The following is a 21351-nucleotide window of genomic DNA, read 5'->3' on the forward strand; positions in this document are numbered from 1 at the left end:
TAACTAATCCCATGTGGGGTAACTCGGATATCACCAGGACACCATTGTTTCCAGTATCTCCGCTGTTAGCACTCCGAGACGGTGGCACTACATTCTTGTTCTGAGTTCGTAGTTACGGCCGTTCATTCGTCGATACTCTCGGAGAACACTCTTGAGCTGTCGGCAGGCGTCTTTGGCCCGCCAACCAAGTTCTATCTCTCGAGTTCTTTGCAGCGATTCGGCGTACCACTCACAGGCGTCAGCAGTGAGTGCCAGCCACGCAACTCGAGTATGGACACGCCCATGCCACCGCCCGACCATCCAGATCGTCGCGATTGCATCGAATCGATTGCCGATCTCCTTGTCACCGTGTGTTTCGAACCACTCGCCTCGTAACTCGCATGCCGAGACAACTGTCTCGCAGAACTCTTCGTCGACGTCGAGTACAACGTGGTGTCCTCGAGTCTGCTGGATCTCGAGAATCATGATTGTGCCTCCGTGATTTTGAGTCTAACCTGATCCTGGTGCGAAATGGCGCATGCTGGCGAGCAGTACACTGTTGACGTTGGGTTTTCACACGCCCGGTTGAGACACGCCGTCTTTCATTGTTCGGAAATAGGTATCGTTTGCTGTTTCATTGGGTCTTCACGCAGGCCATTCTCTGACGCGCCTGCGCTCTGTCCAGGCGCAAAAAATACAACGTGAACACGAGTGTGGATTTCCACAATCAGTGATAACTCTCTAAACGACGCCTTTCGCACCGCGGTGTAGACCAGGCGAAATGGTAAAAGTTCGAGCTCGGTCGAATAATCACGAGAACTCGGTTGAATGTAGCTATCAGAAACACTACTGGTTGCTATAACTGATGAAATTAAATATTTCTCTACTCTCGAACGAGACTGAATGTTTTTCTCACATCATCGCGAGATTGATACCCAACCTCATCGAAAAGTTGTAGATAATCGCTTGGAGAAATTCTCCCGGTTTCCGCGGCAAGAACGAAAGTCGCAAATGCCGCCGAGGGAAGCAACAGGACGCCTTGTGATTCCGCATCTGATCCTGCGTGCTCTCCGAAGTCAGGAGCACCGATCGTTACTTTCCGGGTTAGCGATGTCTTCCGAACGATATCTGTTGCATCATTAGCACCAACGACGTCATTCTCAAGATCCTGCTTAGACTTGCACTCTATCGCAATTTCAACAGGGTCTCCATCTTCCTCGATATATCTACCAGAATCATCTTTGATCCGAATCTTAGCTTCGGCAAATCGTTGATGACCAGACTCATCAAACCGTTCAACGTAGAAGTCGTCAACTGCTTCAAGCCGTTCGAGACAATATTCCTCGAATTCACTCTCGGAACTAGATAATAGTTCTTTGTAGGCCTGCCTATCTACGCCAGCATCACGAGCGTCAAGAAGAAGATGCTTTTTCTCTTTCTCAGCCCCTTCACAGTACGCATTAATTGCTCGTCGGGTGAATGTGTAGGCTTCACTACTTCTCATATTTCCAAATAATTCGAAAACGTTTCCCTCCGCAATCTCACGTGGATGTTGAATATCTAGCCGAGTCTGAAAATCAATAACCCTATCTCGATCAGTGACTATCCGTCTTTTGACAAACCCAACACCATCATCATTTACACCATATCGTGTCCGGTAATACAGATTAGAGAGTAAATCACCGAATTCTTCATCTAAATCATTATCAGAGTTGCTGAGAATCTGTCCGAGATCTTTGACAACCCGGGCTGCAGTCGGAGCGAGACGCTCCCTAACATCGCTTTCTGTCCTGCTATCTACAATTTGATAGTTATCAATTGCGGTTGAAACTTCCTCACCAGATGTCCACGCGGCAAGGACTTCACCAGTTGCTAGACCATGATTTAGATTGCTATCGTTTGGTGCGTCCCACGGCAATTTCTGTCGGATTTCTTCGAGGCTAGTCTCGGGAGGATTTGACCATCGATACAGCCGACACATTTCAAATTCAGAGGTCATCGCAATCCCTGTGAAGAAAGCGGTGAGGTCAAATTGATCTGAGGAGTCTAGAGTCCTGAGATATGCAACGCCTGCAGCTACAGTATTTGGGGAAATGAGACGCTTAGAGGTCGATGTTCCAAGAGGTGTTAACTGGAACTGTTCCCCACTTTCTGAGCCTTTAATTTCTTCAGCCATTCCTATCTCGGCGAGCGACTCCACAGCAGACTCGAGATTGTCAACAGTTGCGTCTCGGTCGAACTCATGATATCCATAGAACGAATCCGAAAGGAAATCACAGATGCCTGCCGGACTCTCGCACTCCCGAATCAGATCTAAGAGAATGTTTGTATCAGTTGCGTCAATCTCCGACTCAATGTCTTCTGGAGTTTCATCTACGTATTGGTTTTTTAGACCATCCTTCTCGAAGAAGTTCTGTGCAAAAAGCACAGATTCGCCCTTCTCAGTATAGCCGGGTCTACCTGCTCTGCCAGCGAGATTTTTATATTCGCCCACAGTCAGATCCCGTCCGTACTCACCCGATCCTCCGACCCGAGGCTTGTCAATAAATACACGGTCGACTGGAAGATTGATTCCGGCGGCAAGGCTACTGGTTGCCACGAGGACGCGAGCTGCACCTTCCTCAAACCCATCTTCAACAACATTCTTCAGATCTTGGGATAAGCCAGCGTGGTGAAACACAACACCGTGCTTTGCGGAGTCAACAAGGTTTTGTACGGACTCGCCAGAAGACGTTGCTTCCTCATTGATTCTATCGCTGAGTGCATCAGAAGCGACTTCATCAATCTCGATACCCGTAGAAGACCAATCCTCTCTAATATGGTCAGCAAGCATTCCAGCGATTTCCTCCGTTCGGTCCCTCTTCGGGGCAAAAACCATTATTCGTCGCTCTCGTCCGCCTTCTGTCGGTTCAGCAGTTGAGAGATAATGGACAATGGCGTTCTTTTTTGGATCCTCAAATCGCCGTGGAAAACCGTTGGTCTCGATCGATTCACCATCTCTAAAAAATTCGATCCCACTGCGATCTGTCTCCTCAAGATATATTCCTTCATATAATGGAATCATGCGCCAATCACCTGAGTCACAATTCCCCCCATCAATCCAATCAGCAAGATCGTCGCAATTCGGTGCTGTAGCACTCAGACCAAGGATCTGAATCGAAGGATGATTTCGCAGCATTTTGGTCAAGACGACTTCAAGACGAGGTCCTCGTGTGTCGTCACCCAGAGTATGGAATTCGTCAAAGACAGCGCAAGAAATCTCTGATAGATATTCAGGGTGATTCCGGAGATAGAAATCGAATTTTTCGAAGGTCATTACTACGATATCGGCTTCGAATAGTTCACTCGGATCGTATTCTTCAGCTCCGGACGCGCTCTGGATATCCAGGCTGAACGTGTCACCAATAGTTCGATTGAACTCATCTCTTTTTTCTTCCACAAGGGGACGATATGGGACGAGAAAAAGACAACAACTTCCAGGATTTGACCTGTAATTCCTTACTATCGAAATTTCGGCAGCGAGAGTCTTTCCTGTTCCTGGCTTTGCTGTCATCAAAAAATTATCACCCTCGAGAAGACCCTCGTTGATCGCTTCAATCTGGGGCGTCCAGAGTTCTGTAATTCCACGATCTTCTCGTAGATGAGTTACGTAGAGCGTTGGGAACTCATGCTCTTCAACTAACCAACTCACATCCGTGGAATCTGGCATTAGAACGATGTTTCGGCTTTTTAATAATATATCTTCCCAGTGTCTTTAGCCCCCTTCGAACACTAGTACATACGTGACCAAGCGATTTCACAAATCACTCACTCAACAATTGCCCTAAATGGTACTATTACCGTCCCCAGCGTCGACTGGTGAGTCAAACCGACACCAGCCAACAGGTTCGACTCATCAGTTCAGGCCGGGGCGCCACTATCCTGTTCCGTACCTCTTCGGCTAGTGTTCGGTCATTGAACGTTTGATTCGGTTGACTGGGGTTGTAGTTGTATTCAAACTGCTCTGTAGGATCGCTAGCCGGCACCGCCTCAATCGCGTTATCTCCGTAGAAAGCGAAGAGGAAGAGTGTTGTGACTTCGGAATTCCGCCTCTTCACTTGAGAATCGGTTGCGAACGCTAAAAGAGTCATCAAGAATCCGGACAAACCCGCCGACTCCGAAGGGGTGGCGGGTTCGCCGAATGGACGATGCTCACTCTGCAAGCACTCCGAATCGAGCAGGGGAAGTCTCTCCGCCAGACGATCAACATGCTCAGCGAAATGCCCAGTATCCTCGAAGAAATCGGGCTCACGCGCCTCCCTCACTTCACCGTCCTCCGTGACTGGTTCGAACAGATCCCGATGGAGACCTACCGTGCGTTTCTCGGCTGATTCGCCGAGAAACGCACTGGTCACGTCACAATCGACTCGACTGGCTTCGACCGCGATCAGCCATCACGCTACTACGCCGATCATACGAAACAGCCGCTTGGCTGGCGGACTAATCAGATGGTAGAAGAATCTAGTAGATTAATAGGTGCTCAATATGAATAACCAGTAATGGGTGTCAGGAGCTGTCTTAGTCCGGTAAATCGGTGTTTCCCGTCAACCACGCTCATGAGAGTTAATTCCACAATATATTCCGGAGGAACGGAAGATGGAACCTCTTAATCCTGATTCTGAGCTCCGAGACACGCTTCAACCGCGGTCAAAGGAGTTTCTGGACCGGTTATACACGGTCTTTTCGGGCGATACCGTTGATAGGAAGAAAGAGACATTGATCGAGATCATCGCCGACCGCCACGAGGACCAGCTCAGAGCGTTTCTCGATGACTACGAGAAACTGAGCGATCGGAACGTGAACCGGCGATACGGGGAAGAGTACTTGCACGAGTCCCTCGGTATCGACCGGGAGAAGCTGGATGTCAAGAACCGGTACGAACTCCTATTGGTGCTGTATGAGGAGGATCTGGTCGACAAACTCGACTCGTTGATCATCCGGTCGGAACTGTTTGCGGTGAAAAACGAACAGGAGTTCCAGCTTGGCGAGGAACTTGACCTCTCGAATATCGAGGAACAGGTGACTCGGTTCCTCCACCATACGAACCGAGAAGAGCAAAAGCTCGATCCGATGGCGATCACAGTCGATGCGGACGCCGACTCGGCGGCCCTCGACATCCACCAGGAATACGGCCGAAAATACGCGAATACGTTTGAGTTCCGCAAGACGGCGTCACAGGACTGTCCGGTCAATCCAGCCATCACGGGTCGCCAGCACTACCCTCTGCGAAACATCACGGTCGGCATCGAAGACACCGGTGGCGGCACACGCATTACATTCTCCAAATCAACCGATAAGTGGGAGGAGACGTTCGAGGATCTCTTCTCCCACGTCTTCCAAGTTGACGATCTCTTCGTCCGGCTGGAAGAAACAAGAGCGCCAGGCGTCGAACAGATCCAGCACGGCGCAAAACAGGCGGCAGAGGACGATGAATCCGATACCGCGGACTCCGTCCGGGAACTTGTCGAATCCCGGAAGGAGAGCGCCATCGAACGGGTTCATGAACAGAACACCCCAGAGGAAATTACGGAGGATCTGGAACAGCGTCTGCAGTCGGTCCAGTTAGTGGGCTATACGGTCTCAGACGACCAGTCGACCGGAACCCACGAATTCACGATTATCGCGGATAACCTGGACGAGCTGTTCGAAACGGTGGAGGGGATTGAGATCAGCTTCGAGGACTATCTGGAGAAGGCTGAAGCGGACAACATCCGGCTGGTGCTGCGGATCCAGAACGAGCTGGTCAAACTCGATTCCGCCGACTGGAAGCCGCTGCGCGGGAACCGGATCGCGGCCGAAAACAAGCAGGCGATCGAAACACTGCTGGGGGATCTCGATGGATAGCAAGCTGCTTGACTCACTCCACGCGGTCATCACCCGCGGGAAGCCTGTGCCCGTTGAGAAGGTGCCCGACCCACTCGAGCCAGGCGAGTACATCGTCGAACGCGTGCAGGAGCCGACAACCTGTCCCAAATGTGAAGAAGGCATTGTCATCGTGGACGATACTGACGACCGGTTCGAAATCCGGTGCCATAACAACCATTTTGAAACCATCCCGACAGCCGATCGCCTGCGGTACGCTCCTGATTTGAACCAGGTGCTCGCAACGGTCGCCGATGATCTCAATCTAACGCTGACCTCATTCGACGGCCAGAGCCTCCCGCGGTTCGCGCAGGCAGAGACAGCACACGGGACGCTCCTCTATTTGATCTACGCACCCCGGAACTACTGCGACACGGTCAAGCAGATCTATGAGGATGCGATCGAACGGGGGCAGCCCGCCCTCCTGATTACACCCCAGGACGAGATCACCGATATCGTCGAACTCCAGTTCCTGTTCTCGGTCGGCCATCTAGTCCAGGCTGTCCCCTTCTCCAAACTCGACAATCCCGCACTGCTGAAGCAAACGCTCAGAACCGCCGAGGAAGTTGAAAACCTCGGACAGGACATTATAGAACAACGGTTCGGGGCGTCCCAGGACACGCTGCGCGAACGAGCAAACACGAATCCCCGGTACATCCTATCGGTCTTGTCCAATATCCGCATGTTGCGGGAAAACGGTGAAATCAAACCGGGATCAGGCGACCTCCTCGAACAGACGGCAGAAGCAGTCTTCATGCACCTGTTCCCCACGCAGCCGGACCGGGGTGGAGAAGCCGATTCGGGCCAGAACCTGCCGGACAATGTCTTCTACCTCTGGGAGCAAGGCAGCTACAAGCATACCGACTATGAACCGGTGCTCGGCGTCGTCGACACGAAGTCCGGGAAAACCGCCAACTTCGCCAAAGAAAAAGCCAGCGGAAAACACGACAACTACCTCGACCTCGCCCGGAAGCACTCGTTCCAACACGGCAGCGTGGCACATATCTTCGTCGTGCTCGATATCAACGGGCGACAGGAGATCAAGTACTTCGACCGGATCAAAGAGGAGTATGCGGAAAACATGTACATGGTGGTACTCACCCTTGACGCGCTCACCACTATCTTTGCCGCCTACCTCTCGTCCGTCATCTCGAACGAACTGAAGCTCGGTAGCACCAGTTTCACGCGGGCCATCTATCCCTTCTTCCACCGCGACACCTTCAATGCCGACCAGAATACCGATCTCCGGCGGCAGTTCCGGATCGTCGGCCGCTCTCAGGAAGGCTACCAGATAAACCTGCTGGAACGCCCTGACCTCCTCGTCATCAACCAGGACACGGTCATCACCCACTTCCGGAATATCATCGACAGAGACGCGGAGATTAAGGAGATACTTGGTAGGTACTTCAAATAACTGGAGCAGCCAGTACACGTCACGGCCATGGCCTACTGTCCTTCCCGCCACTCAAGAAACGCTTGCTCCGTCCGTCCGATACGTCAGAGTACTGTCGGCATACGCTTTAACGATCGATTCCTCCAGCTGTACCCGCGAACCAATAATGCCGACGTCTCCAGCGTATACTGGTTCGTCCGGCTCTAGTACCGCCGGGCCATACGGGTCACCCGGCTCGGTGTCAGGGCACACATCTTGCTCTTGCCAAAATCGCTTGATCTCCTGCAATGATGTTCGAACGGTATCCCGAATCGAAGGGTGATCGGCGGACTGCCAGCCGTCCAGATACCAGTGCTCCCCAGAGTAGGCGGCTTTCTGTACCCCTTTCCAGTCCAACCCCACGATATCGGCTGGAGGCTCATCGGTGAGCGTCGGCTGTGTCAACGTCTTGATCACGGCGTACTACCGGTGCGGGCTTCCTCCGAGCAGGTGGGCCTTCCGGCCGCGCCATGCACTGATCTTATCAATGTCCGCCGCCTGCACATCGGAGTATCCCATCGGATAGCCCTGTACCACACCGTCGTCAATTATATCGAACGCGGCCCGGAACTTCGACCCGGCTATGAACTCCTTGTATGGATGATCGTCGTCCAGCTGGCGAGCGACCTCAGTCAGCGTCTAGGCCTCCCTCGGCGTATGCGCTTCGCCGAGAACGGCTACCGCCGGATCATACTTCTTGAACTGGTTCATGTAGCGATCCACATCCGGATCACGGAAATCGTTGTCAAGGATAACAACCGGCAGGTCAACGTTCGGATAGTCCTCACAGGGGTACGTATAATCCTCCCGGACGCCCGGTGCATACCCGAGCTCGTACGCATCGGTCGCATACGAGTGCCGGTGAAGAAACCCGACGTAGTCTGCTTGCTTCGCTGCGGTGTAGTCGATCCCATATCACTGGTTTTCCTCCAGTCCTCAAGAATTTCAACGTCGTCGGCACAGGTTGTTTCGCTTGCCCAATTGTCCTTTAATGGTGTCGGGTACTAATACGACACATTTTCACGATATCATTAGGCCTGGTCTGCAGCCGTGAAGACAATATATAAATAGCTCCTTTGGGCACAAACGATGTAATGGTTCAGGAATCACTGGAGTCTCTTCTCGATGTTAATGGGGTCGGCCAGTCAACGTTGGAAGATATCAGGGATACAGGTTTCAATTCGTTATCTGATCTTGCTGGGGCAGACCGGACCGATCTCAAGGAAATCAGTGGCATTGGCTCATCGACTGCTGACAATATTCTACGGTTCCTAGACAGGGAAGGGCTTCGGGAAGCAGACGCTGTCACGGAGAATCAGCGGAAGCTACAGTCGCTTCTTCGAGACCTATTCCAGTTCGATGCGGCAGATCTAGATTTCGGTATCTACCGGATTATGAACCAGAAGCGGGATGTGATTGATGAGTTCATCGAGCAAAATCTCATTCAGGCAGTGCAGGACGGGCTCGAAGACTTCAGCGAAGCAGAACGCGAGGAACTGGAACTGGAGGTGGAGGCCGCTAGACAGGACGTTATCGACAATCTTCCTGATGACGCGCTAGATGCGACGGGCCAGTTAAACGAGGAATATCGCGATTTTCCGGTCGGTGAACGGTACATCGAGGCGGTTGAGGCACTCGAGTCGTATCAGGTGTCACAGGAGACCGAGGCCCAGGTTTTCAATGATCTCTATAAGTTCTTCAGCCGGTATTACGAGAACGGCGACTTCATCCCTAAGCGACGCTACTCTTCCGAAAACAAGTATGCAATCCCGTATAACGGTGAGGAAACCCATTTCTACTGGGCAAACCAAAATCAGTACTATATCAAAACCAGCGAACAATTCTCCAACTACCGGTTCCGGGTAAGAAAACTCTCTATATCCTTCGAATTACGTTCTGCCCATGTGGAAACCGATGACAAAAAGGGAGAGGATCGTTATTTCGTCCTTCATGACGACGACCCAATACGATACGATGCCGACGCGGACGAACTTCGGATTCTGTTCGAATTCCGGCCGTTAACAGATGCAGACTACGAAAAGTACGGGATCTCATCACGATCACAGACGACGCAGCGAGATATCCGCAACAACGTGGCAGATGACCTTCTATCCGAACTGCCTGACTCCATCGAAAACCAGTTGTCACAGAGCGCGCACCAGAGCGACAAACGTGTTCTGGACTACCATCTGTACCAGTATACAACAAAGAACACGACGGACTATTTCATTCATAAAGATCTTCAGCGCTTCCTCGAGCGGGAACTCGAGTTCTACATCAAAAACGAAGTAGTAGACCTTGATGGCCTCCAAGGAAGCGAATCTCAAGGGATGACCGAATTAGATCGGGCGAACGTTGTCCAGCAAATCGGTCAGCGCATAATCACCTTCCTGGCACAGATCGAAGAGTTCCAGAAGAAGTTATACGAGAAGAAAAAGTTTGTCACGAAGACAGAATACTGTCTATCTCTTGAGAATATTCCTAACCGGTTCTATTCACAGATCATTGAGAGCGAGGAACAGATCGCGGAATGGCGAGAGCTGTACCGAATCGAAGAGCAGGATGAACAGGGCCTCGGCCGGTTTACGGACGACACCGAAATTGATGAGGACTTTTTGGTAGACCACCCGTATTTCATGGTGGACACGCGGTTCTTTGACTATGAGTTCAAACACGAACTTCTTTCGACGTTCGCTAATTTGGATGACGCAGTTGATGGTGTTCTAGTCAAGGGCGAGAATTTCCAGGCCCTAAACCTTCTGATGGAAAAATATCGGGAAGAAGTAAAATGCATTTACATTGATCCCCCGTACAATACGGGGAACGACGAGTTTGTCTACAAAGACAGCTATAGACATTCGTCCTGGCTGAGCATGATGCAGGATCGGCTATCACTTGGCCGGGAACTGCTCCGTGAGGACGGCGTTCTCTTTTCCAGTATCGACGACCGAGAGTACCACCGTCTGATCAGCCTATTGAACTCGATACTCGGCGAGGAGAACCATATTGCCAGTTTCGTATGGAAGCGTCGTACATCGACCGGGATGCGGAATGAGCCAGTCTCCCCCGATCACGAGTACGTCCCGACCTATGCAAAGTCCCGAGACGACAGCCTGCTGTACGGCCTCCCGCCGGATCCCGATGATTATCCGTATGAGGACGAGCGTGGCATGTACCGGAGCACCGATTTGACCGTCGGTATGGGGAAAGACCAGCGTCCCGGCCAGTACTACACCATCGAGAATCCCCGGACTGGCAAGGAATACGAAGCAAACCCGGAACGCGTCTGGCGGTTCTATCCTAAAACGATGGAACAGATGATCGAGGACGATATGATCATCTGGCCGGATGAGCAGGACGGGAATATGACGCGGCCCCGGTTCAAGACGTATTATGATCCAGAGGAGTCCGCAAACCCGATTTCCACTTGGGTGGAAGAAGCCTCGACGAATGACCGCACTATTGAGGAAATGGAAACAGAGTATCTGACGTCCATTCTGCAATCCCATCGGAACGAACACGGTGGCCGGGAACTCCGCGATCTGTTGCCGGACAGCGAAACGTATTATCCGAAGCCTGTCTCGTTAATTCGGTCTTTCATAAGAGCCGCCACCCGTGATGATGATATGGTCGTCGACTTCTTCGCCGGGTCGGGTACAACTGCTCACGCCGTTATGGATCTCAACCGGGAGGATAGCGGTAATCGCAAGTATCTCCTGGTCGAGATGGGTGACTACTTCGATACTGTCCTGAAGCCTCGGATCAAGAAGGTGGCTTACAGTTCCGAATGGGATGATGGCGAGCCACAAAACCAGAACGGGATCTCCCAGGTAATCAAATATCACGAGATTGAATCGTATGAAGATAGCTTGGACAACATCTCGTTCTCTGGCGAAGGACAAGCCGCGCTCGACACGTTTGACGACTATCTCTTAAAGTACATGCTCGAGTTCGAGACACAACAAAGTGAGACCCGGCTGAACATCGATCAACTGAGCCACCCGTTCGAATACCAGCTCCATATCACTCAAAACGGAGAGAAAACGACGAAGACCGTCGACCTAGTCGAGACGTTCAATTATCTGCTGGGGCTGCAGGTAGAAACGGTTGAGTCACACGAGCATCAGAACCGGACATACCGGGTTGTTCGTGGTTCCAGGGATGAGGGGACTGTCACCGTCATCTGGCGCAATAGCGAGGAGCTAGACCTGGAGACTGAGCAATCATTTGTGGAAGAGACGCTTCTGAATGGCGATGAGGATCTCGTGTATGTCAACGGCGATTCGGTGGTTTCCGATGCTCGGTCGTTGGAATCTGTGTTTAAGAACCGTATGGAGGCGTAGACCATGACGGAACGTCTGGAACACCGGCTGGTCCTCTGTGATTACTTCTATGAGCTATTTGGCCAGAATGACTTCGATGATCTTCAGGAAAAATTAAGAGACATTGAGGAGGGCTTCACGGAGGACGGGCACAGTTACTTTTTCCACGTACTCACCGCGATTGAGTGTGTGCAAATCCCGGAGCAGAAGCTTGCTGACTATGACCTCAACATCAAGGAGTATATGGAGAAAATCAACCGAGTTAGAGACCGGCCGATCCAGCTCAAGTATTTCCAGTATCTGGCCGCACTCTTCACCGAGATTTATCTGGACGCCTATTTCAACCGGAAAGACGAGTTCTTGGATGACCTCAACGCACACCTCCAGGACTGGAATACAGCCAATACCAGTAGGGCGGACTATGTGTTGAGCTATCAGAAAGAGGACCTCTGTAAGCTAGCGTTCTGGATGGCTACGGGTAGTGGCAAGACGATCATCTTCCATATCAACTATCACCAGTTCCTCCAGTACAACGATGCGGATCTTGACAACATTATACTGATCACACCGCGAGAGGAACTGACCGAGCAGCACATCAAGGAGATGCGGAAGGACAATATTCCCTGTAGTGCCTTCAACAAGGAAGCGCGGTCTCTGTTTGCGAATGATGATCAGGAGGTCAAAGTCATCGACATCCACAAACTGAATGAAGAAGCGGGGGAGAAAACCGTCAATGTCGACGCTTTTGAGGGGAACAATCTCGTGTTTGTTGATGAGGGGCACAAGGGCAGTGGTGGCGATGTCTGGATGGACCAGCGTAGCCAAGTGGTTAGCGATGGGTTCGTCTTTGAATACAGCGCCACCTTCGGACAGGCGATCAACGCCGCGAACAACAAAACGCTTCTTGAAGAGTATTCGAAAGCGATCCTCTTCGACTATTCATACAACTATTTTTTTCAAGACGGCTACGGCAAGGACTACCGTATCCTCAATCTGGACACGGACGTATCCAAAGACGTGACCGATACCTGGCTGCTCGGGAACCTGCTCTCGTTCTACGAACAGATGCGGTATTACGAGGAGAACGAGGGAGCGGTGAAGGACTATAAGCTAGAACGTCCCCTCTGGATCTTTGTCGGTGGTCGGGTGAACGCAATCTATACACGGCACGGCGAGAAAACGTCTGATGTTCTGACCGTCCTCCAGTTCCTGCAGCGATTCCTGAGTGATGCCGAGTGGGCCGAAGACCGGATACAGGAACTGCTCAACGGGACGTCCGGACTTGAATCACCGGACGGCAGGAACGTGTTTGAAGAGGGATTCACGTATCTTGACGACCATGGACTGACTGCCGCGGAAATCTACGCCGACGCACTTACCTGTCTGTTCCACGTGGAAGGCCCATCTCACCTGCAGGTGGCTGAACTCAAAGAAGAGGACGACGAACTCGGTGTGAAGGCAGCCAACTCCGATGCCTACTTCGGCGTTGTCAATATCGGGGATACCAGCGCATTCCAGACCCTTGTCGAGGATCATGCTGAAGAGATCACTCAGGATGAGGACGAGTTCACCCAGTCACTGTTCGATAATATCAAGGACGGCGACTCCAATGTGAACATCCTCCTTGGATCGAAGAAGTTTATCGAAGGATGGGATACGTGGCGCGTGTCCAACATGGGGCTGATGAACGTCGGGAAAAGCGAAGGCTCCGAAGTTATCCAACTGTTCGGCCGCGGCGTCCGCCTCAAGGGCAAAGAGTTCTCTCTGAAGCGGAGTAGCCGGCTGAAGGCCGATGACCAGCCGCCGGAACACATTGAGATCTTGGAGACGCTGAACATATTCGGCGTTCAGGCAGACTATATGCGACAGTTCCGTGAGTATCTCGAAGAGGAGGGAATCGAGCCGGAATACTGGAAGCGCGATCTCGAAGTCCGAGTAAAGAACGACCTGCTTGATGAAGGGCTTAAAGTACCACGAGTGGATGATGACCGTGAGTTTAAGCAGGAGGCGACTGTTGCGCTGACGCTGGATTCAGATGTCTGCCCCCGTGTTGACCGCCGGCCACAGGTACAGGTTCTTGAGAGTGTTACGGAGACGTCCCATGCGACAGAGGAATCGGATCAGGAGCGAACGATACCGGATACCGTGATTCCGCTTTTGGACTGGAACGAAATCTACTTCGAGATACTGCAGCATAAACGCCAGAAGGAGTTGACCAACCTTGCGCTTGACAAGGATGTTCTCCGGGAGATCATCGAAGAGCAGGCGTACACGCTGCACTGTCGTCCGGCTGATGTGAATCCGGACGGGTTCAGCGATCTCGAGGATATCCAGCGGCTTGTCGAGATCCTTCTCAAATCCTACGTGGATGAGTTTTACAGCCAGAAGCAGGAGAGCTGGGAGAGTCAGCACCTCAGCTATCAGACCTTGGATGCCGAGGATAGGAACTTTCCCGACAACTATACGCTTACCATCCCCGAATCGAACGAGGCGGTTATCGAGACCGTGACTGAGGTGCTGGAAGAAGCTACCGAAGTGTATGAACGTGACCTGAAAGATTTCCCGAATGTCTACTTTGACAAGCATCTCTATCAGCCCTTGTTCACGACAGATCCACAGTTCGAGTCGATCAGCCCGGTTGGGCTCAACAATGGTGAAGAGAAATTTGTTGAGGATCTGCGTGACTACGTCCAGAACGACTGGAACGATGCAATAGATGGAGATCAGGTCTTCCTCCTGCGGAATCTGTCACAGAAAGGAGTCGGGTTCTTTGAAGCCGGGAACTTCTATCCCGACTTCATCCTTTGGATAAAGAATGGGGCGGAGCAGCGAGTCGTCTTCGTCGATCCGAAAGGATTGCAGCACATCGGTATCCACCATAAGAAAATCCAGTTCTACAAGACGGTCAAAAAGATCCAAGAACGGTTAGACGACGACCAGGTTGTCTTGGAATCATTTATTATCTCAAACACTTCACCAGACAAGGCAGAAGAGACCCATGGCCTGTCGAAAGAGGAGTTCGAGGATCACCATGTCCTGTTCCAGGATGACCCCGGTGCGTATATCGGCCAGCTGTTTAGCAAGATCCAGTAGGTAGGTTGGCCATGAATGGGAACTGTCTCAGAACTCGCCCATCAGTCCGGCGTCCTGAAGGATGTCTTTGAGGTCGGCGAGCCGGCTGACAGCCTTGTTGACCTGGCTGACTTCGAGATAGGAGACAGACTGGCTGAAGTCGGTGCTGATAGCCTCAATTTCATCTTCGAAGGTGGCGAGCTGATCCTGGGTGGAGACAATGACCAGTTTCTGAAGTGTGGGATCAGCGTTCTGTGCTTTCTGGAGGTTGAGGATTGCTGAGTCGCGGCTTCCCCGGCGATGAACCTCGAACGCGTAGGAGATGACGCCGAGGTTGGCGACCCGAGTGCTCCACCGCACGTCGATCCGGGCACCAGGGCCGGCCTGGTATTCGTCTTCCACGTCGAAGCCGAGACCATTCCCGATGTCCAAGAGTTTTTCCTGTATCTCATCATGGTCGAAGTCCTCGATGGGTTCCTGATGCTCAGGTGACTCACCGGGCTCATAAATGTCAAGTTTCGAGAGGTAGAACAGAAAGTAGTCGACATCAACGTAATCCTGAATGTCCAAGGCCGGGGATTCCGGCCCCCCAATCAGGTCCAGTCGTTCCATGATCGTTTAGATGACCTCGAGAAACGCATCGTAGTCCGCACCGGAGGTGAGACGGTCGGGGACTTGATCACCATAGTTCAGCACGTCGAGGGCATCGCGTGCCCGTCGATTGAAGATCGCGCACTGTTCCGGATACATGAAGGTCAGAATTTCAGTGATACTGGCTGAACCCAGCATATGCACGTTCTCGTTCAAGATGTCGAACTTCTCCTCGACGGTATCAGTCTCGTACAGCGCATCGTGAAATGCGTCGCGGACAGGACCGACTCCGTCATTCAGGATCTGCTCGACGATGTAATCCTTGTTACTCCAGCCCCGGAATGCCCAGAGGTTCCGGACCAGTTCACGGACATCTCCTTCCTCAAGTTGCGTTACCGCGTTCTCAGATAGCAGCTCCGGGATGGTTTGCTTCTTCTCGATCCGGGCCTTCGCGAACTTCTCTCCCGACTCCTCCTGAAACTCCCGATAATACTCCTGGAGTTCCTGATCATCAATCGGCATGTGGCACTATTCGAGTAATGATACTGAATTAACTACTGACTCAGTCTCTACCCCCCTATCTATGAGAAATAGGTGGGCGTAAATCCCGCCACCGGAAGTCAGCGTGCTCGCCAGTCTCAAGCTGGATCTGATAAAGATATGCGTCTCGCTCGTCACCGGTCACGGCATCCGCTGCATCGGACATAATACCTACCACCGTTCCATGCATCCCGTGGTAAGTTGCATGGTCGGGGTCACGCTCATCAGGAATATCAACTCGAACTCGATCACCTTCGGCAAATCGTCTCATCGCCTCACCACCGTCCTGTTCTCAGGTGTTTCCAGGGCCATCTATTAGGTGGCATGTGTCTTTATAGGCCTAAGTAAACACCGGACTAAGGCGTCACTCCTGTTGGCCTCCCCTTGATTGCCTGCACCACCCGCCGCATCTTGTAGTACACTACCGGGTCGATCTGCCGCCACATCTGCTCCGTCTCAGTAGTATCAGCATCGTCAACGGCGACCGTGTAGATCGTCCGGCGATACCACGGCATCTTGTCTGGTTCCGGTGTTCTGGTACTGTTATCGGTATGGAGAGGCCGTGTTTCGCGTCCTGTTGTCGGATACCTGGTGCCGTATAGGAACACATTCTTTAGTCGGTCACGGTAATTGTGGCACCGAAGATGTCGGTTGCATCAAAATGGCCGTAGTACAGTGCCCGGAACCGGATCTTTTGGAGGTGGTCGCGAAGCTCGTCGTCGGTCAAGTCGTCGAACTGTTCCGGGTTCAGTTCTTCTAGGAGCTGTCGGGTTACTTTCTGGATGTCTACGTAGACCGGGGCGTCGTCGCGGTTGTATTCGGTGAGTGTGGCGGGCTGATCCGCCCCGGCGAGGACAATGGCGTCAAACCCGCTGTGCTGGGTGTCATACACCGGGATCATGGCGTCGTCGACGGCAAACCCGCCGGTCACGTCGTCAGAGGGATGGTACTCCCCATGGAAGACGTTGCTGTCCGCCAGGTTGCGGCGAGCACGGAACCCGCCGGTGAGAATCGCTCTCGGCTCCTTTCCTCGTTCCTGGTGGTCTCGGCAGACGGACGTGATCTTGTCGGGTATCGACTCGTAGGCGTCGATCTGGTGGTGGATTAGGTGATCCTGATCCTCTCCCAGCCATTCCTCCAGCAGGCGGTCAACGTGGTTCTGTACGCGGCGATCGAGATGGTGAATGAACTGTGCTGGTGGATCGGGGATGAATCCACGTTTGGGGTAGAACACGTTGTAGCCGAACCCGTCGACGTCAGTCTCGTCGTCGTACGGCCGGGTGTCGAGCCAGCCCAGATCCTTGAAGACGGTTCGGAGCATGAACTGGTCCGTGAAGGTCGAGACGTAGTCCTCTGTGAAGTCAGCGACCTTGTCCGGATCCAGATTCGCGTCGATCACCCGCTCATCTTCCCGGCGGTTCAGGAGCTCCTCCATCTGTTCATGGAGGACCAAGAACACCGCTTTCCTCTCTTCCAGGTCCGCAAACTCGTCCTCTGCGACACCGGTAAGCGCTAACTCATCGGCGGAGATGGAGTCGATCGTGTCCCAGAGGTCGGGGTAGCTCGTCCGGTCGATCGCGCTACTCACCAGCGGGTTGTCGCTCGCCGGCACCGTGTCCGTGTCGTACTCGTCAACGTCTAGGAAGAGCAGGCCCATCGCGCAGAAAAACACCTGTAGCCAGCTATGGACGGCCGGCTGACTGGCTTGAACGCCCTTGAACACGTCGGCATCCTCCGATTCCCACCGGAAGAAATCGAGGCGTCCACCGGTACACAGCCGGTAATAGATGTCGACCAGCGTGGAGAATCGGTATGTTTTGAACGATTCGCGGAACATCTCCTGGAACACGGGTTCCGCAAGGTTGCCCTCTCGGATCTCCCGGTACGCCCATGCCGCAGCCACGAACCGGGACTCCTCGAACCGGGACTGCATCGTGTCGACCGCGTCCTGTTGTTTCCGCTTGACGGCGAGCTCTTGTTCCAGCCGTTCCTGCTCCGCCTCGTCGTCGGTTTCCTCGAGCTGCCACTGCAGGTCATGGATCCTGCTTTCCGGCCGAACCATTACGAACTCGTCGTCCCCCAGGTTCCAAACGTTGTTGAACGTCTCTCCGTCCCCTTCCTCGATCGCCAGCCGGAGTAGCTGTTCCAGCGTGTCGTAGAACCCGGCCAGATCGGTGGCGGCATGGTCGGCCGCGTCGACCGATCGGGCTCCGCCCAAGTCCGCGGCCAGCATCGTCTTGATATTGTCCAGGGAGGACAGGAGGCCGTTGACCGTTTTCTGGTCGATCGCGGGACTCGCCGCCAGCACGTGGTAGTACGAAGCATAGAGGCCGATCGATTTGTCGAACAGGTGGGGTTCCTGCTGCCGGTGCTGTGCCAGCGCCAGCCGGAAGAATTCCCCGCGTACCGTGGTAATCAGGTCGGCGCTCCCGGTCTGTGCTGCCCCGTCCAGGATGTGGTAGAACTCGCGGTAGATCTGGTTGATCAGATTGGAGACCGGGACCGGGGTGCCACCGTAGACTGCACCGAGCTGTCGGTTCACCCGGGTCGCGTGCTGTAGCAGATCGATATACAGTCCCAGGTATCTCTCCAGGCGGGTCGGGCTGAGATCGGTGATCGCGGCTCGTGTCTCCTCGCCAATCCGGCCCATGTTTCGCTCGATCAAACGGTCTCCGGTCTTCCACGGCCTGTCGCTGCTGCAATGGATCGCGTCCGCCAGTTCCGCTGCGAACGCGTTCGGGACGTCCTCCGGCGTAATCGCCGGGTCGGCCACGGATACGACGTCGATCCCCGGCTGGAGTTCCTCCCCGAGACCTAGGTTCAGGAGGAGTGTCGGCTGTGTATCGCCTTCAAACCGGTCGGCATGGGCCCGGCAGACCTCAACCAGTTTGGATAGGTTGATATCCGCGATATACCCCTCCAGGTCGAGTTCCTGCGCCATGTACAGCCGGCCGTCACGGTCGACGCCGATTCCGACAAAGTCCGGGAGCATCCGTTCCAAGACGGCCTGCGAGACCGTTTGCCGGTCCTGGTCCCGGAGCTTGAGGTCGATGCCGCGCTGCACCTGGGCGACCGCCATTGCGTCCACGGGGTCGAAGAAGATCAGCCGCGCCACCCGATAGTAGACGTAGCCGATCCCGAGGACAGTCCCGAGAAAAGTGATGAAGGTCGCATCCGCGATCGCTGGGGCCACGCTTTCACCGGATCGGGACATGTAGAGATAGGCCACGAAGCCGGATGCACCCAACGTAAAATAGATCACTGGCATGATCCGGGTCGAACTGAAGAACTCTTGGATCACGCCTTCCCGGTACTCCGTCCGCGCCGTCTGCTCCAGCAGGAAGATCAGGACGATAAAGCTGAGGCTGGTGATCGTGAGCTGGGCTTGCCATGCGTGCTGAACCACCTCCAGCTGTACCCGGTCAACCAGCGCTAAGTCGAGCGATGCCACCGCAACTACGACCAGCAGTCCAAGAGGGACCACCCAGAGAAAGCTCCAGTACGTCATCAATGCCCGCTTGTCCCGGGACAAATTGCGGCCTAGCCATCGCCATCCCCGGTCGCGAACCTCTCCACGTAGCGCCGTAAGCCGGAGAGAAGCGCCCGGAAACAGGAGGCCTGGACAGCGGCGGTAGGCCGAGACGGCGAGCGGCCACACGAAAACTGCCACCAAGAATGCAGCAAATCCCGCCACGACCACTACTGCCCCTGCCTTGGAAAGACTCACGCTCGCGATACCCATTACTAACGGTTCTCTACCCAAGTTATAAATAATATTGAGGATCTGGATGGAACCCTTTGCGACACAAGCGGTGTTTGCTGGTTAGTGACACGGTCTGCGGCAACCAGTTTCCGAACGTTCGCACCGGTCGATTTCGACCCATACGATTGAGATTGCTCGTCCATAATTAGGTCATTAACAAATTGTCGCCGAATACCTCTGTGAGTTTCCAGATTCCATAACAAGTCATTGAATTGATTAATAACCAATCGGATTTTAAGTCTGTATGCGTATTTGCCGATTCAATAACTTTTCGAGTGCCTCAATGATCTCGAACAACAGTGTCCCGTCACGTATCGTCCATCTCCTCCTCGACGATGTCGATAATTTTTTGAGCAGTCGAACTAATCCGCTCGAGTCGATCGAGAATCATCTCCGGGTCATCACCTTCCCATGCAGCGAGGTAGAACACTGACCCACTCGTGTCCAACCCGAAGTATCGACCGACGATGTAGCCGACGGCTTCGGCCTCGAGTTCACGCTTTGACCGTTCGTCTTCGGTCTCGAGACCACCGTGCAGCAGTGCGTGAGCGTACTCGTGAACGAGTGTAACGCCGAGATCAGCCTCGTTTTCGCGATCACGGACTTCAACGAGTGGCTGTTTCTCCAGACGATACTGACAGACGCCCTTGGCGCTGCCGTGAGACCATTCCCGATGAGATACGACCTCGACCTCCACCTCAAGGACAACCGCTGCCTCGAGGAGCGCTGGCACCAACTCATTGGCATTGCCGATTGCCTCGGTCTCGAGTTCCGGGAGTGGCTCTCCCTCAGTCTGAGAGATATCGAAGACTGGTGCTGGCCGAAAGCCGACAAGCCCCTTGTTCCACTCGTCGGATTCAGTGTCGTCGTACTCGCACTCACTCCGTTCGTGGTACGACGACGAGTTTCCACACTCGGGGCACTTCCTCGCGATGATCGGTGCCCAGATCCAGATCGCTTTTTCGCCTTCGCTCACACATCGATCGAACTCGTTTTGCCACGTTCTGTAGCCAGCGATTCGAGTCGCGTGCGGACACTGAAGCTTGATCAATAGTGTGTTTCGAGGAGAGTAGTCGTGGAACTCACTCTGGACGTCGAGCCACTCTCTGAACTGGTCGCTCGAGACGGCGCCGTCGACCTCACAGACGAGATCCTCGAGCCATGTTTCGATCGTACCGTGCATCTCGTCATGCCGGGTATCCGAATCGTCGAACGTTTCCCGGGTGCTGTTGCTCGTAGCCATGTTCACTTCAGGTCCCTCGAGTCGAACTCGAGAAGACCGCTGGCCATCAGCGGGTCTGAAAAAAAACCACCGTGCGGTCAGCGTCGATATGGTGAACGAATAAGAGAAAGCTCAGCAGCCTTGGAGAACGATCTCCACCAAAGTTACAGAGTGTCTTCGACGTACTGGTCTTCCCACCGGCGTCGATCTTCGATCTCTCGATGTCCTCGACGGGTCACAGAATAGACGTTCGTCCGACGGTCGGCTTCACCTTTCTCGATCAGCCCTTTCTCGACGAGGGTGTCAAGATTCGGGTAGAGACGGCCGTGGTGGATCTCTTTCTCGTAGTAGTCCTCGAGTTCGTCTTTGATCGCGAGTCCGTGAGGCTCATTGAGTCCAGCAGCCACGTACAGGAGATCACGTTGAAACCCGGTCAGGTCGTACATAGGTGTACATTCGAAAATTTATACATTAAATCCATAGTATCACGGCTGTCTGTCAGTCACAATTTTTAGAGACACTGTATCCC

The 21351-nt window shown here is 53.3% G+C and carries 14 protein-coding genes and 1 pseudogene; 6 read left to right on the top strand and 9 right to left on the bottom strand.

Translation table 11 applies throughout. The features are described from left to right. Positions 1–87: 87 nt before the first annotated feature. Both NLK60_RS17605 and NLK60_RS17610 read right to left on the bottom strand, forming a co-directional pair. Positions 88–465 carry a hypothetical protein gene (locus NLK60_RS17605; protein WP_254810775.1) on the bottom strand — a complete coding sequence of 126 codons (378 nt, stop codon included), beginning with the start codon at positions 463–465 and terminating at the stop codon, positions 88–90. 397 nt (positions 466–862) lie between these two features. Continuing rightward, the gene (locus NLK60_RS17610; RefSeq protein ID WP_254810776.1) at positions 863–3688 is read right to left on the bottom strand and encodes a DEAD/DEAH box helicase; all 2826 of its coding nucleotides are present in this window, start codon (positions 3686–3688) and stop codon (positions 863–865) included. A gap of 419 nt (positions 3689–4107) precedes the next feature. Between NLK60_RS17610 and NLK60_RS17615 the strand changes: the two are divergent. From NLK60_RS17615 to NLK60_RS17625, 3 genes and pseudogenes are all read left to right on the top strand, one after another. Next, positions 4108–4436, top strand: a pseudogene (locus NLK60_RS17615) (IS5/IS1182 family transposase); the annotation flags it as partial. Between the two features lie 178 nt (positions 4437–4614). After that, positions 4615–5862 (top strand): hypothetical protein, encoded by a 1248-nt coding sequence (locus NLK60_RS17620; RefSeq protein ID WP_254810777.1) that lies wholly within the window; start codon positions 4615–4617, stop codon positions 5860–5862. After that, the gene (locus NLK60_RS17625) at positions 5855–7294 is read left to right on the top strand and encodes a hypothetical protein (protein WP_254810778.1); all 1440 of its coding nucleotides are present in this window, start codon (positions 5855–5857) and stop codon (positions 7292–7294) included. Before NLK60_RS17620 ends, NLK60_RS17625 begins: the two co-directional genes overlap by 8 nt. 51 nt (positions 7295–7345) lie before the next feature. On the opposite strand, the gene NLK60_RS19730 is transcribed toward NLK60_RS17625, so the two are convergent. Further along, complete coding sequence (locus tag NLK60_RS19730; RefSeq protein WP_425499090.1) at positions 7346–7675, bottom strand: DUF6610 family protein; 330 nt, start codon at positions 7673–7675, stop codon at positions 7346–7348. Between NLK60_RS19730 and NLK60_RS19735 the strand changes: the two genes are divergently transcribed. The 3 genes from NLK60_RS19735 to NLK60_RS17640 all read left to right on the top strand — a co-directional run bounded on the left by NLK60_RS19735 (position 7592) and on the right by NLK60_RS17640 (position 14727). Then, positions 7592–8320, top strand: a complete 729-nt coding sequence (locus NLK60_RS19735; protein WP_254810779.1) for a hypothetical protein — start codon at positions 7592–7594, stop codon at positions 8318–8320. The genes NLK60_RS19730 and NLK60_RS19735 overlap by 84 nt on opposite strands. An 86-nt stretch (positions 8321–8406) precedes the next feature. Further along, positions 8407–11655, top strand: coding sequence for a DNA methyltransferase (locus NLK60_RS17635; protein WP_254810780.1), 3249 nt, complete (start codon positions 8407–8409; stop codon positions 11653–11655). Positions 11656–11658: 3 nt separating this feature from the next. Beyond that, positions 11659–14727 (top strand): DEAD/DEAH box helicase family protein, encoded by a 3069-nt coding sequence (locus NLK60_RS17640; RefSeq protein ID WP_254810781.1) that lies wholly within the window; start codon positions 11659–11661, stop codon positions 14725–14727. Between the two features lie 27 nt (positions 14728–14754). Here the strand turns inward: NLK60_RS17640 and NLK60_RS17645 are convergent, their stop codons facing one another. From NLK60_RS17645 to NLK60_RS17670, 6 genes are all read right to left on the bottom strand, one after another. Beyond that, positions 14755–15318, bottom strand: a complete 564-nt coding sequence (locus tag NLK60_RS17645) for a hypothetical protein (protein WP_254810782.1) — start codon at positions 15316–15318, stop codon at positions 14755–14757. A 6-nt stretch (positions 15319–15324) separates the two neighbouring features. Next, complete coding sequence (locus tag NLK60_RS17650; protein WP_254810783.1) at positions 15325–15819, bottom strand: hypothetical protein; 495 nt, start codon at positions 15817–15819, stop codon at positions 15325–15327. A gap of 55 nt (positions 15820–15874) precedes the next feature. Continuing rightward, positions 15875–16108: a DUF8139 family protein gene (locus NLK60_RS17655; protein WP_254810784.1), complete on the bottom strand. Its 234-nt coding sequence runs from the start codon at positions 16106–16108 to the stop codon at positions 15875–15877. 342 nt (positions 16109–16450) lie between these two features. Then, a complete protein-coding gene (locus tag NLK60_RS17660; RefSeq protein WP_254810785.1) occupies positions 16451–19579 on the bottom strand; it encodes a hypothetical protein in 3129 nt (1042 codons plus the stop codon). A gap of 328 nt (positions 19580–19907) precedes the next feature. Then, complete coding sequence (locus NLK60_RS17665; RefSeq protein ID WP_254810786.1) at positions 19908–20843, bottom strand: DUF955 domain-containing protein; 936 nt, start codon at positions 20841–20843, stop codon at positions 19908–19910. A 143-nt stretch (positions 20844–20986) separates the two neighbouring features. After that, the gene (locus tag NLK60_RS17670) at positions 20987–21268 is read right to left on the bottom strand and encodes a PadR family transcriptional regulator (protein ID WP_254810787.1); all 282 of its coding nucleotides are present in this window, start codon (positions 21266–21268) and stop codon (positions 20987–20989) included. Positions 21269–21351 lie beyond the last annotated feature (83 nt).

Source organism: Natronosalvus amylolyticus, from assembly GCF_024298845.1.
GTDB lineage: Archaea > Halobacteriota > Halobacteria > Halobacteriales > Natrialbaceae > Natronosalvus > Natronosalvus amylolyticus.

Coding starts and splice junctions, on each gene's coding strand:
- NLK60_RS17660 (WP_254810785.1), bottom strand. CDS start 19,579: ATGGGTATCGCGAGCGTGAGTCTTTCCAAGGCAGGGGCAGTAGTGGTC.
- NLK60_RS17625 (WP_254810778.1), top strand. CDS start 5,855: ATGGATAGCAAGCTGCTTGACTCACTCCACGCGGTCATCACCCGCGGG.
- NLK60_RS17665 (WP_254810786.1), bottom strand. CDS start 20,843: ATGGCTACGAGCAACAGCACCCGGGAAACGTTCGACGATTCGGATACC.
- NLK60_RS17610 (WP_254810776.1), bottom strand. CDS start 3,688: ATGCCAGATTCCACGGATGTGAGTTGGTTAGTTGAAGAGCATGAGTTC.
- NLK60_RS17635 (WP_254810780.1), top strand. CDS start 8,407: ATGGTTCAGGAATCACTGGAGTCTCTTCTCGATGTTAATGGGGTCGGC.
- NLK60_RS17655 (WP_254810784.1), bottom strand. CDS start 16,108: ATGAGACGATTTGCCGAAGGTGATCGAGTTCGAGTTGATATTCCTGAT.
- NLK60_RS17650 (WP_254810783.1), bottom strand. CDS start 15,819: ATGCCGATTGATGATCAGGAACTCCAGGAGTATTATCGGGAGTTTCAG.
- NLK60_RS17620 (WP_254810777.1), top strand. CDS start 4,615: ATGGAACCTCTTAATCCTGATTCTGAGCTCCGAGACACGCTTCAACCG.
- NLK60_RS17645 (WP_254810782.1), bottom strand. CDS start 15,318: ATGGAACGACTGGACCTGATTGGGGGGCCGGAATCCCCGGCCTTGGAC.
- NLK60_RS17640 (WP_254810781.1), top strand. CDS start 11,659: ATGACGGAACGTCTGGAACACCGGCTGGTCCTCTGTGATTACTTCTAT.
- NLK60_RS17605 (WP_254810775.1), bottom strand. CDS start 465: ATGATTCTCGAGATCCAGCAGACTCGAGGACACCACGTTGTACTCGAC.
- NLK60_RS17670 (WP_254810787.1), bottom strand. CDS start 21,268: ATGTACGACCTGACCGGGTTTCAACGTGATCTCCTGTACGTGGCTGCT.